This window comes from Flexivirga meconopsidis (genome assembly GCF_026162425.1).
Taxonomy (GTDB): Bacteria; Actinomycetota; Actinomycetes; order Actinomycetales; family Dermatophilaceae; genus Flexivirga; species Flexivirga meconopsidis.
The window spans coordinates 147,399-158,329 of sequence record NZ_JAOBQJ010000003.1; the positions used below are offsets into that span (position 1 = coordinate 147,399).

Here is a 10,931-nt window from a genome sequence, read left to right on the forward strand (position 1 = left end):
CGCAAGCATCATCGATCGGGAAGGACCCAAGTCCATGAAGTCACGCGCGAGAGGCATCATCGCGGCGGCGGGTGCCGTCGGCAGCGCCGTCACCGCCGGTGTCTACATCCTCTTCTCGGCCAAGCTCATGCCGGACTTTCGGCGCATGAGTGACGTGAGCGGCATCCTCAAGATGCAGCAGTTCAACCGCGACGCCGTGCAGCCGCCGTTCATGATCTGCTTCTTCGGGGGCGCCCTCGCCGGCGTCTACCTCGTGGCCAGTGCCTTTCGCGGTCGGCGCACCCGATGGGATCTGGTCGCGGCAACGGGCGGGGCGTTCTACCTGCTCGGCTTCGGCCTGACCATCGCCTACAACGTTCCGCTCAACGACCAGCTTGCCGCCGTCAACGCGCACGACCCCTCGGCCGCCCAACTCTGGCATGACTACCTCAACAATTGGACCAACGCCAACAGCGTCCGCGCGGTCTTGTCCGCGATCGGCGCCGCGCTGCTGATCGCCGGCGCGGTCGGCCTGATTCGGGGCCGTGGGCAGGACGTGGACGGCAAACAGCATTTCGTGCCGGCCCCGCGGCAGCGCGACCTGACGGGCTCGCGATGACCACCTCCCGCGAACTCCTCCAGGCGCGGGCCGAACGCACCCAGCGATGGGTGGGGCGCCTCGAGTCGACGCCCCATCGGCGCAACAGCTTCATGCCCTACCGGCCGGTGCCCGGCGGACCGTATGTCGATGTCGAGGGCGAACGCCTACTGATGATGTCCGGTTACAGCTATCTCGGTCTCGCGCACGACCCGCGGCTGGCGGATGCTGCGACCGCCGCGATGGCGACCTTTGGCACCGGCGCCCACGGGGTGCGGGCGCTGGCCGGTACCACCCCGCTGCACCACGAACTCGAGGCGCAGGTTGCCCGGATGCTGGGCCGTGAGTCGGCGTTGGTTTTCGGATCCGGCTATGCCACCAACGTGGGGGTGATTGGTGCGATCTGTGGGCCGGGTGACACGGTCGTGGTCGATAAGCTGGATCACGCCTCCATCGTCGACGGCTGCAACCTGAGCGGTGCCGACGTGGTGCGCTTCCGGCACAACGATGCCGAACACCTGGACCGCCGGCTGTCCGCGCTGACCGGCGACGGCCTGCGACTGGTCGTGGTGGACAGCGTCTACTCGATGGACGGCGACATCGCGCCGCTACCGCAGTTGCGCGAGGTCTGCGACCGGCACGGGGCACTGCTGATGGTGGACGAGGCACACGGGCTCGGCGTCATCGGCGCCACCGGGCGCGGCATCGAGGAGCACTTCGATATGCCGGGCGGCGCCGACATCAAGGTCGGCACGCTGTCCAAGGGCATCCCGTCCGTGGGCGGCTGGGTGGTCGGGTCCCCCGAGCTGACCTATCACCTGCGGTATGCCGCGAGGCCGTTCCTCTTCTCCGCGGCGCTGCCGCCGGCGCAGACCGCGATCGCGCTGGAGGCGCTGCGCGTGCTGGACGCCGAACCGGATCGGGTGACGTTGATCCAGCAGGAGTCGGCGCGCTTCCGCGACAAGGTGCGGGAGATCGGCATCGATGTCGGCGACAGCGAGACCGCGATCGTGCCGCTCATCATCGGCAGCGACGAGGCCGCATACGACTACGCGACCCGGTGCAGGGAGAACGGCGTCGTCGGCCTACCGGTCGTGACTCCCGCCGTACAGCCCGGTATGGCGCGGTTGCGCATCGCGATCACGGCGGCGCACAACCGCGACCACATCGATGAGGCGCTGGGCGCGTTCGCCGCCGCGGCGCAGGCACAGGGCCTGGCAGCATGACTGCGCCAGTGGTGTTCACCGGCCGCGGGGTGGTCAGCCCCGCCGGCTGCGGCGTCAATGCGTTCTGGGACGCATTGCTCGCCGCACGCTCTGCGGCCGCACCCATCGACCGCTTCGACGCGACCCGCCATCGCGTCCGGATCGGTTGTCAGGTGCCGTCACTGGAAGCGCCGAATGGTGTTGACAGTAAGGCATTTCGACGCAGTGACCTGTTCACCCAGTATGCGCTGTCGGCCGCCCGAGAGGCGATCGACGACGCGGGGATCGGGGCGATGCGCGGAAGCCGCGTCGGCATAGTCGTCGGCAACGCTGTCGGTGGCCGCACCACCAGCGACAAGGAGAGCGTGAAGTTTGCCGAACGCGGTGCCGGGGGCGTGAGCCCGCTGATGCCGCTGCTGACGATGCCTAACGCGGCCGCCGCCAACATCGCGATGTCCTTCGGCTGGACCGGTCCGGCGTACACAGTGGCGACCACCTGCGCGAGCGGGCTCGACGCGCTTGGCCTGGCTCGGGCGCTGTTAAGGGCCGATGTCGTGGACGTCGTTCTAGCCGGCGGCTGCGAGGCCACGATCAGCCCGGTCACCATCGCCGCGTTCGGAACCCTTGACGCGTTGTCCACCCGGAACGACGCGCCGGCGGCTGCCTGTCGACCGTTCGACGTCGACCGGGACGGGTTCGTCATGGGTGAGGGAGCCGCGTTCGTCGTACTCGAACGGGAGGCGGACGCGATTTCCCGCGGCGCTACTGTCCACGGCCGCCTGCTCGGGTATGCCGCGACGTCCGACGCGCATCATCTGACCGCGCCGCACCCGCAGTCGCTCGGCGCGATCGACGCCATGCGAGGTGCCCTTCGCGACGCCGGCTGCGCGACCACCGACATCGGGCACGTCAACGCGCACGGCACGTCCACCAAGTTGAACGATGCCGCCGAAGCGCGAGCGTTACGAGGTGTTTTCGGTGACGCGGCGGTGCCGCCTGTCACCGCGACGAAGGGGGTTACCGGACACATGCTCGGCGCGTCCGGCACCGCCGAGGTCATCGCATCGCTCTCCGCCCTCGCAGCGGGTCGTGTGCCGCCCGTCGCGAACCACGCCACGACCGACGCCGAGCTCGGCCTCGACGTGGTGCACGACACCCCCCGCCAGGTGCGCCGCGCACCTGTGCTGTCCAACTCCTTCGGTTTCGGCGGGCATAACGCATCCGTCGTGGTCGGCTGACCAGAAAGGGAACGTCATGACCGTCATCGATCTGCCCACCCGCATCGCCCGTGAGGGCGCCGACGCCGAGCTGGAGACCCTGCTGGGTGCCGAACCGGGGCGGGTCGAACTGCTCCGTGCCTTCATCATCGCCCACCCGCACATCGGCAGGCTGGTCGAAGAACGGTTCGCCGCACACACCTCGCTGGTCCACCTCGACCAGCAGATCGAACTGCACGTTCCCTCCCTCGCCGGGCGAGAAATCCGAGTCACCGCCGAGGCGGCACCGCAGCGCCCGCACCCGACAGGGACGACCGTCGCGCTGCAGGCGACGCTCACTGACATAGCGGACGGTACGGCGCTCGCCAGCCTGCACGGAACCGTGCTGCTCGCTGGGATCACCGCGGAGCCAGTGGTCGCCGCCGCGCCCCGGCACCAACCCGCGGCGGCATCGGGGGAACCCCGTGTCCGCCACGTCGGCGTCGGCCAGAACTTCATCAGCGCCTACGCCCGAATCTCCGGTGACGACAATCCGATTCACCTGGTGCCGAAAGCCGCACGAGCCGCAGGCTTCGAGGGCACGATTGCGCACGGCATGAGCATCGTCGGCCTAGTGCTCGCGCGCGCACCCCGCCGCGCGACCGCCGTGGGTGTTCGCTTCGCGCAGCCGGTCGTCGTCGACGACATCGTTCGGCTGTCCATCGGCCGCACCGTCGACCCGGGCGAGTTCCGGGTCGCGGTGGCCTCCGAGCGCGGCCCTGTCATCAAGGCCGGCTGGCTGCGGGTTTCGCAGGAAGCAGTGAGATGAGCACCGCGGCACTCGACGGCACCGGCCTCGCGCGTGCGATCCGGCAGTCTATCGAGCGGGACGGCTGCAGCACCGCTCTGGTGACGTCGGACAAGGAGGTCGGTTTTGCCGAGTTGGGACGGCTCGCCGACGGCATCGGCGAACAGCTGACCGCCGCAGGAGTCACTCCCGAGACTGGGCTCGCGGTGCTCGCGGAGAAGTCTGTCCCGGTCATCGGCACTGTGCTGGCGGCGGCCGAGCTCGGCATACCCACGCTCCTGCTGTCGCCACTCCTGCCCGGCGCGACCCGTCGACAGGCGCTGCAGGAGTCCGGTTGCGGCTTCTTGGCGGACGTATCCGGTCCGGACCCGATCACCAGGGTCGAGTCGGCGTCTGGTCCGTCGAATTGCGCACTCATGCTGACGACATCCGGGTCGAGCGGCACCCCGAAGGTCGTGCGGCTCGGCGCGGCCGCCGTCGCGCGGTTCCTGCGGTGGGGTCGGACGACGTTCGATCTTGGACCGGATCGTGCGTCGCTCTCGTTGGCACCACTGAACTTCGACCTGTCGCTGCTCGACGTCTGGGCGACGCTGGCTGCCGGCGGTAGCAGCGTGCTGATCGGGGAGCAGACTGCGTTGCGCGGTGCCGAGGTGCTACATCAGATCGCCCGGCACCGGGTGCGGCTGGTCCAGGCCGTGCCGCTCTTCTTCCACCAGATGCTGGAAGCTGCCGCCGGCCCTCTCGACTGCGTCGAGCACGTGATCGTCACCGGGGACCGCATCACCCAGGAGACGCTCGACGGCGTCCGTCTGATCTTCCCGAAGGCGTTGCTGCACAACGTGTATGGCGCGACGGAGACCAACGACAGCTTCTTGCACACCATCACTCCCACCGACCCGCGGCCGCAGGTGCCGTTGCCGATCGGGCGACCGATCGACGGAGTGACCGCCCTGCTCGTCGACGACGACGGACGACCGGTCGACGGAGCCGGGACCGGTCGGCTGGTCGTACGCACGCCGTTCCAGGCTGATGGCTATTCGGACGGCGACCTCCACGCAGCGTCGTTCATCACCCGGGCCGACAGCGGGGCGATGTTCTTCGTCACCAGCGACCGGATCCGACGCGACACTGACGGGTTGTGCCACTACGAGGGGCGGTGCGACCGCAAGGTAAAGGTGCGCGGGGTGCTGATCGACCTCGACGAGCTGGAGGTGGTGCTGTGCCGACACGAGGCAGTGCGTGAGGCAGCCGCCCTCGCAACCCCGGATCCTGTTTCTGGACAGCGAATTTCGGTCGTCGTATCGGTGACCGAGCTGACCCCCGGCCTCGGTGTTGCACTCCGGTTGCACTGCAGCGGAAGTCTTCATCGTGCGGGTGTTCCCGGCGCGTTCCATCTCGGTACCGGGCCGCTCCCGCGGACCACGACAGGCAAGATCGACCGCCGCCGCGCGCACCGCGAGGTGGCAGACACCGAAAGGAAGATCGCATGACCGTCATCGAGCAACTGGAGAAGTACGTCGCGCAAGAGTTCCTGGGCCAGCCCGGCGAGGCGATCCCCACCGATCTGGATCTGCTGAACAGTGCCATCCTGGACAGCCTCGGCATGCTGAAGATGATCGCCTGGATCGAGACGACCTTCGACGCCGTGATCTCCGACCAGGACCTCGACCCGGAGAACTTCCGTTCGATTGGCTCGATCGCCGAGTTCGTCGAACGCGCCGGTAGCGTCCGCACGGTGGCATGAGCTCCCAGGAGCTGCTCGGCCGGTTGATCCGCCAGGAGCCGGCGGAGCAACCATTGTGGGCCGCTCTGTGGCGACGACTCGACCGTGACGAAGTCAGTCCGACCGAGCTGGCCGCAGTGCTCACCGCGGCTAGCCTCCCCGGCGTTGATGGCGCGACCCTCGTGGGTTTCGTCCGGTCGTTGCAGGCTCCCGCCGACCGCACGACAGTGCCTGGCGAGTCGGTGAACATCGTTGGCACCGGAGGAGGTCCGCGAACCTTCAACGTATCCACGGCATCGGCCCTGGTGGCTGCCGCGGCCGGCGCCCATGTCGTTAAGACCGGATCCCGCGGCTACAGCAGTGCGGTTGGCGCAACGGAGATCGTCGAGCGGGCCGGTTTCCCGGTCGCCAAGTCGAACGACGACATTCGGGTGCACACACAGGCGCACCGCATCGCGTTCACCGGCCACCAGGTCTATCCGGCCCAGCTGGTCCGGATAGCCCGGCGCATCGTTCCCCTCGGGATGCGCTCGTTCGGGGCTTTCCTCAACCAGGTCGGTCCGTTCTTGGCCGACGTTCCGGTCACCGCGCAGTTGACGGGAGTCAGCGCGTCGTTTCGGATGTCGCAGATGAGCCGGCTGGTCCAGGTTGTCCCCGGCAGGGAGATCACCCTGGTGTCCAGTCAGTGCGGTATCGACGAACTGGTCAGTTGCTCGCGGTCCCTGGTCGTCCACCCGGACGGTGAGGTGCGGGTGATCGAGCCCGGCGAATTCGCAACCGGCGATGGCGGGTTGGCCGATCTTGCGCCGGTCGACCCCGAGCGCGCGGTCGAGCATCTCGCCGAGGTCGTGGACGGCCGCGCGTGCCGCACAGCGACCGCGACTGTGGTGCTGAACGCCGCGCTGTTGCTCCAGCTTGCCGGGTGCAACAACTCGTTCCGCGACGCGGTCGACACCGCACAGGACACCATCGCGTCCGGTCTGGCGTCCTCGCTGATGGAGACCTTGGCGGCTCGAACGGTGGCGTCCGGTGTCTGACCGCCGCCCCGGGGTGGTGCTCTTCCTCACCGCGGGCGACCCCGACCTGGCAACTACGGAACGGCTGTTGCGCAGCGCCGACGAGCACGAGGTGGACTGGGTCGAGCTGGCCGTGCCGTTCCCGGACTCGCCGACCGACGGGCCCACGATCCGCCGGTCGGCGGATCGTGCCCTAGGCGGAGGTGTGGGGATGGTCGACGTGCTATCGCTGGTCGCCCGCGTGCGACCAACGTTGCGGCACAGTCGGATTGCCCTACTCACCGATTGGTCGGCGACGTTGCGCGAGGTCGGGATGGGGGAGGGACTGACAGCAGTTCACCATTCGGGGGCGGACGCGGTTCTGGTGCACGGTCTACCGCCGCGGATGAGGGCCGAACACGACAGGGTGACAAGTGCACTCGGACTTGCGGTGGTGACCACCTGTTACGCGGGCGTGTCCGACGAGCGCACGCTGCGCGCCGCAGCGAACGGAGCCCCGGCATACATCTATCTCGTGTCGAAGTACGGACGTACCGGCGGCACCCTCGACACCGCGAACGACGCGGTTGCCACGACGGTCAGCCGGTTGCGCGCATGGACCACCGCTCCGATCGCAGTCGGCTTCGGGGTGCGGGACTCCACACATCTGGACGCGATCGGCGCGGCAGGTGCGGATGCGGCGGTCATCGGGACCGCCTGCGTCGAGGCGGTGGAAGAGGGCATCGGAGGCGATGTGCTCGGTTCGTTCGAGGCGTTCCTTAGTCGCCTCGGGCTGCTTCGCAAGATCAGCTCACGGGTGTGAGCGCTACCTGGAAGAAGGGAACTCATCATGTTGATTCGTCAGAAGGTCGACAGTCCGCGCGTTGCCTGGGGGAACGGTGACAGCTACCGGATGGTCGTCGAGAACGACGGCCTCGGCTTCGCGCTCGCGCACACCGTGGTCACCAAGGGAACGGTGTCCCGGCTGCAGTACCGCAACCACATCGAGGCCTGCTACTGCATCAGCGGTAGTGGAGCCGTCGTCGAGGCGGACGGCACTCGACACGAGATAACTCCGGGGGTGCTCTACGCGCTGAACAACCATGACCCGCACGAGCTCGTCGCCGACAACGAAAGCGACCTGGTGCTCCTGTCCGTCTTCAACCCGCCGATCGTCGGCAACGAGCAGCACGTGCTCGACGACGCCGGCTACTCCTGCTACTGATTATGACCTCTGTCCTGTCACCCGCGATCCGGTTCGACTTCTCCGGGCTGCCCTCCTCGGAGGGCGGCTTCACCGCCACCTCCTGGGACCGCGTCCGCGCCACGGGGGTCCTGCGCGAAATCTTCCCGCGGCAGTTCGGGGGTGCAGGACACTCGCTGTCCGAGGCGCTCGACGCCTTCGAGCGCCTCGGACACGCGAATCCTGATGCGGGGCTGAGTTTTTCGGCCGCCACCGCGGTCGCCAGCACCGGGGTACCACTCGAGTCGTTCGGCAGCGACTACCTCAAGCATCGTTACCTGCCCTCGGTTTGTGACGGCAGCCTGGTCGGTGCTCACGCGATCACCGAGGCGTCCAGCGGCTCCGACGCCTTGCACATGGCGACCCGGGCCGTTCCCCACGGCGAGGACTTCGTCATCGAGGGCAGCAAGACCTTCGTCACCAACGCCGGCATCGCCGACTACTACGTCATCTACGCGCGGACCAGCGACCACCCAGGTCCGTTCGGGCTGACCGCTTTCCTGGTGCCAGCGGATGCACCCGGTCTGCAGGTCGTGCGAACCCTGCCGACGATGGGTCTGCGCACCTCCCCGGTCGGAGAGCTGCGGCTGGCGGACCTACGGGTGCCGCGCGACCATGTGATCGGTGGTGTCGGTCGCGGTTTTTTGGTGCTCGACCATGTCATGCAGCGCGAGATCCTGCTGTCCTTCACGATCAACGTCGGCGAGATGGCTCGACGACTGGAGGAGAGCGTGGAGTGGGTGCGGGGACGCACTCAGTACGGCGCGCCGATCGCGTCCTACCAGGCTGTCGCCCGCCGCGTGGTCGACATGCGCATCGCGGTCGACACCTCGCGGCTCTGGCTGAGGGACGCAGCCCGACGCATCGACGCCGGCGAGGATGCGTCGGCACAGGTGGCGATTGCGAAACTGACTGCGAGCGAGGCGAATCTGGAGACTGCGATCAGCGCCACGAGACTCTTCGGCGGCCGCGGTTACCTGACCGAGTTCGGGGTGGAGCAGCAGCTTCGCGACGCGGCGGGCGGGGCGATCTACTCCGGTACCAACGACATCCAGTACAACCGACTGGCAGCACTGATGGGATTGCGATGACCGCTCAACTGAAGGTTTGCGGGGCGACCTGCAGCTATGAGATCGAGCAGGCGTCGGCTGGCGGGGCGGACCTCGTCGGCCTCTGGTGGCGGGTGCCCGGATCCCCGTTCAGCCTCCCTGAGTCAGAGCTCGCCGCACTGCGTGAGACCGCCGAATGGTGTGGAGTCCGCGCCTGTCTGGTGACTTTCGAGGGGGATGCGGCCGCGATCGCCGGCTGCCTGTCGGAGACCGGGATCCGCGCGGTGCAGTTGCACGCCTTCCAGGCACCCAGCGTCGTGCAGGAGATCGTCGCCGCATCGGGCGACCACGTGTCCGTGCTCAAGGTGCTGCATTGTGACGGCGACACCTGCCTCGACGGCAGATTCGCAGGTGCGTACGCCCGGGCGGGTACTTCGGCTTTCATCCTCGACGCGGTGCGCAACGGTCGAATCGGCAGCACCGGCAGCATGATCGGGGCAGATACGGTGCACCGAATGCTTGACGAACTGACGCTGCCGGTCATGCTGGCCGGTGGCCTCGGTGGGGTGGTCCCGACCGGTCACGATGGTGTGTTGAGGCACCCCAGGTTTGCTGGGGTCGACGTCGATGGCTCTGCCCGAGACTGCGACGGCCTCATCAATGCCGCTGCCGTGCAGGCCGTCGCCGATGCATGGACGGTCATGGCCGAGACCCGGAAGGCGTCATGAGTCGGTTCGTCGATGCCCTGCAGGACGGGGAACGGCCGCTGATCGCAGAGGTCAAACGGAGCAAGCCCGACGGATCGCCGCTGGTGGGCCGACGCAGTGTCGGCGACGTGGTCGACACCTACCACCGAATCGGCCCGGGCTGCATCTCGGTGGTAACCGGAAGCTGGTTTGGCGGGGACGACGAACTCCTGTCGACAACTCGCGCGCTCACCGAACTTCCCATCCTGCGTAAGGATTTCGTCACTCGTCGAGATCAGGTCACCCGGTCACGCGACCTGGGAGCCGACGCGGTGCTACTGACCGCGGGCCTGTTGCCCCCGTCCGGTCTCAACGCGTTGGTGATGCAGTGTGTCGACCTGGGACTGGCGCCCTTCGTGGAGGTCACGTCGGCCGCCGAGGTCGTGTCTCTGGACGACCCCGGATCGTGCGTCGTCGCCGTCAACAACCGGGACATCCGAGTCCGGGAGACCGATGGGGAAGGCCCGGAGCGCAGCATGCGGCTCGCCGACGCGGTGTTCGCTGCCAGGCCGGCGATCGCGGTGAGTGCCAGCGGCATCGTGTCCGTCCAGGCCGCCGAGGCGCTGTTGCGTCGCGGCTACGAGGCACTGCTGGTCGGCTCAGCACTGCTCACCTCGGCGGACCCCGTTGAGTGGGGCCGTCTCCGCCGCCCCGCGGGAGTCACGCTATGACCGGTCCGGTCGCGGTCTGCCTGCCTCCGGCCGGCGGGTCTGCGACGATGACGCGATCCTGGAGGCTGCCCAGCGAGTCGGTGGTCTGTCCCAACATTCGCCGGTTACGCTCCCAAGTGGGCAGATTCGACCTTGAGGCCGTCGCTGGCGAGGTTGCCAGCCGCGTGCTGTCCGGCCGACGGACGGTGCTCATCGGCCACTCCCTCGGTGGCCTGCTCGCCTACGAGGCCGCACGAGTCGCCATTGCGGCCGGGCAGCCACCGGCAGCGGTCGTGGTCATGGGTTCCCGGCCGCCGCACGTCCCGACTGGGGTCCTCTTCGAGCACCTACTCGACCTGGACGACGACGCATTCCTCACCCGGTTGGCCGACCTCGGTGCGGTCGATGCCGCGCTGTGTCGCGGCCCCTTCGCACGGTTGATCGTCGGCCCGTTGCGTACAGATCTTCGGCTGGTGTGCAGCTACGCGCCCGACCCAGTCCTCCGGCGTGCGCATCCACTCGATGTCCCTCTGCACGTGTGGGGCGGCGTGGACGACCCGCTCGCACCCTCGGCGATGCTCGACCATTGGGCGCCGTATGCCGCAACTATCCACCGGCGTACCTTCGACGCCGATCATCAATTCCCGACCGCTTGCGGTGACCGGGTCGGCGCCGCGCTGCGCGACCTCCTCGCTACGTGTCCGGCCCCTTCCCGCGCTTCGGCATAGCGCACCGCCGA

At 68.2% G+C, this 10,931-nt stretch carries 13 protein-coding genes; all 13 read left to right on the forward strand.

All coding sequences use genetic code 11. The features are described 5' to 3' along the window. The first annotated feature begins 34 nt into the window (after positions 1-34). The 13 genes from N2M23_RS10415 to N2M23_RS10475 are packed head-to-tail and all read left to right on the forward strand — an operon-like array spanning position 35 to position 10,920. Positions 35-598, forward strand: coding sequence for an anthrone oxygenase family protein (locus tag N2M23_RS10415; protein WP_265445339.1), 564 nt, complete (start codon positions 35-37; stop codon positions 596-598). Beyond that, complete coding sequence (locus tag N2M23_RS10420) at positions 595-1,803, forward strand: aminotransferase class I/II-fold pyridoxal phosphate-dependent enzyme (protein ID WP_265445340.1); 1,209 nt, start codon at positions 595-597, stop codon at positions 1,801-1,803. The genes N2M23_RS10415 and N2M23_RS10420 overlap by 4 nt, the downstream gene beginning before the upstream one ends. After that, positions 1,800-3,020 (forward strand): beta-ketoacyl-[acyl-carrier-protein] synthase family protein, encoded by a 1,221-nt coding sequence (locus N2M23_RS10425; RefSeq protein ID WP_265445342.1) that lies wholly within the window; start codon positions 1,800-1,802, stop codon positions 3,018-3,020. Before N2M23_RS10420 ends, N2M23_RS10425 begins: the two co-directional genes overlap by 4 nt. A 16-nt stretch (positions 3,021-3,036) precedes the next feature. Further along, positions 3,037-3,807 carry a MaoC/PaaZ C-terminal domain-containing protein gene (locus N2M23_RS10430; protein WP_265445343.1) on the forward strand — a complete coding sequence of 257 codons (771 nt, stop codon included), beginning with the start codon at positions 3,037-3,039 and terminating at the stop codon, positions 3,805-3,807. After that, entirely contained in the window at positions 3,804-5,276 is a 1,473-nt protein-coding gene (locus tag N2M23_RS10435; RefSeq protein WP_265445344.1) for an AMP-binding protein, read from the forward strand. The genes N2M23_RS10430 and N2M23_RS10435 overlap by 4 nt, the downstream gene beginning before the upstream one ends. Further along, positions 5,273-5,530, forward strand: a complete 258-nt coding sequence (locus tag N2M23_RS10440) for an acyl carrier protein (RefSeq protein WP_265445346.1) — start codon at positions 5,273-5,275, stop codon at positions 5,528-5,530. Before N2M23_RS10435 ends, N2M23_RS10440 begins: the two co-directional genes overlap by 4 nt. After that, positions 5,527-6,546, forward strand: coding sequence for a hypothetical protein (locus N2M23_RS10445; protein WP_265445348.1), 1,020 nt, complete (start codon positions 5,527-5,529; stop codon positions 6,544-6,546). Before N2M23_RS10440 ends, N2M23_RS10445 begins: the two co-directional genes overlap by 4 nt. Continuing rightward, a complete protein-coding gene (trpA, locus tag N2M23_RS10450; protein ID WP_265445349.1) occupies positions 6,539-7,327 on the forward strand; it encodes a tryptophan synthase subunit alpha in 789 nt (262 codons plus the stop codon). Before N2M23_RS10445 ends, trpA begins: the two co-directional genes overlap by 8 nt. A 27-nt stretch (positions 7,328-7,354) precedes the next feature. Continuing rightward, entirely contained in the window at positions 7,355-7,729 is a 375-nt protein-coding gene (locus N2M23_RS10455) for an ectoine synthase (protein WP_265445351.1), read from the forward strand. 2 nt (positions 7,730-7,731) lie between these two features. Beyond that, complete coding sequence (locus N2M23_RS10460) at positions 7,732-8,838, forward strand: acyl-CoA dehydrogenase family protein (protein ID WP_265445353.1); 1,107 nt, start codon at positions 7,732-7,734, stop codon at positions 8,836-8,838. Further along, positions 8,835-9,524 carry a beta/alpha barrel domain-containing protein gene (locus N2M23_RS10465; protein WP_265445354.1) on the forward strand — a complete coding sequence of 230 codons (690 nt, stop codon included), beginning with the start codon at positions 8,835-8,837 and terminating at the stop codon, positions 9,522-9,524. Before N2M23_RS10460 ends, N2M23_RS10465 begins: the two co-directional genes overlap by 4 nt. Beyond that, entirely contained in the window at positions 9,521-10,213 is a 693-nt protein-coding gene (locus N2M23_RS10470) for a beta/alpha barrel domain-containing protein (RefSeq protein ID WP_265445355.1), read from the forward strand. Before N2M23_RS10465 ends, N2M23_RS10470 begins: the two co-directional genes overlap by 4 nt. Next, positions 10,210-10,920: a thioesterase II family protein gene (locus tag N2M23_RS10475; RefSeq protein WP_265445356.1), complete on the forward strand. Its 711-nt coding sequence runs from the start codon at positions 10,210-10,212 to the stop codon at positions 10,918-10,920. Before N2M23_RS10470 ends, N2M23_RS10475 begins: the two co-directional genes overlap by 4 nt. Positions 10,921-10,931 lie beyond the last annotated feature (11 nt).

What these genes read in the sequence shown, in the direction of transcription:
- N2M23_RS10475 (WP_265445356.1), top strand. Translation starts at nt 10,210, where the DNA reads ATGACCGGTCCGGTCGCGGTCTGCCTGCCTCCGGCCGGCGGGTCTGCG.
- N2M23_RS10435 (WP_265445344.1), top strand. Translation starts at nt 3,804, where the DNA reads ATGAGCACCGCGGCACTCGACGGCACCGGCCTCGCGCGTGCGATCCGG.
- N2M23_RS10445 (WP_265445348.1), top strand. Translation starts at nt 5,527, where the DNA reads ATGAGCTCCCAGGAGCTGCTCGGCCGGTTGATCCGCCAGGAGCCGGCG.
- N2M23_RS10455 (WP_265445351.1), top strand. Translation starts at nt 7,355, where the DNA reads ATGTTGATTCGTCAGAAGGTCGACAGTCCGCGCGTTGCCTGGGGGAAC.
- N2M23_RS10465 (WP_265445354.1), top strand. Translation starts at nt 8,835, where the DNA reads ATGACCGCTCAACTGAAGGTTTGCGGGGCGACCTGCAGCTATGAGATC.
- N2M23_RS10420 (WP_265445340.1), top strand. Translation starts at nt 595, where the DNA reads ATGACCACCTCCCGCGAACTCCTCCAGGCGCGGGCCGAACGCACCCAG.
- N2M23_RS10460 (WP_265445353.1), top strand. Translation starts at nt 7,732, where the DNA reads ATGACCTCTGTCCTGTCACCCGCGATCCGGTTCGACTTCTCCGGGCTG.
- N2M23_RS10415 (WP_265445339.1), top strand. Translation starts at nt 35, where the DNA reads ATGAAGTCACGCGCGAGAGGCATCATCGCGGCGGCGGGTGCCGTCGGC.
- N2M23_RS10440 (WP_265445346.1), top strand. Translation starts at nt 5,273, where the DNA reads ATGACCGTCATCGAGCAACTGGAGAAGTACGTCGCGCAAGAGTTCCTG.
- N2M23_RS10470 (WP_265445355.1), top strand. Translation starts at nt 9,521, where the DNA reads ATGAGTCGGTTCGTCGATGCCCTGCAGGACGGGGAACGGCCGCTGATC.
- N2M23_RS10425 (WP_265445342.1), top strand. Translation starts at nt 1,800, where the DNA reads ATGACTGCGCCAGTGGTGTTCACCGGCCGCGGGGTGGTCAGCCCCGCC.
- N2M23_RS10430 (WP_265445343.1), top strand. Translation starts at nt 3,037, where the DNA reads ATGACCGTCATCGATCTGCCCACCCGCATCGCCCGTGAGGGCGCCGAC.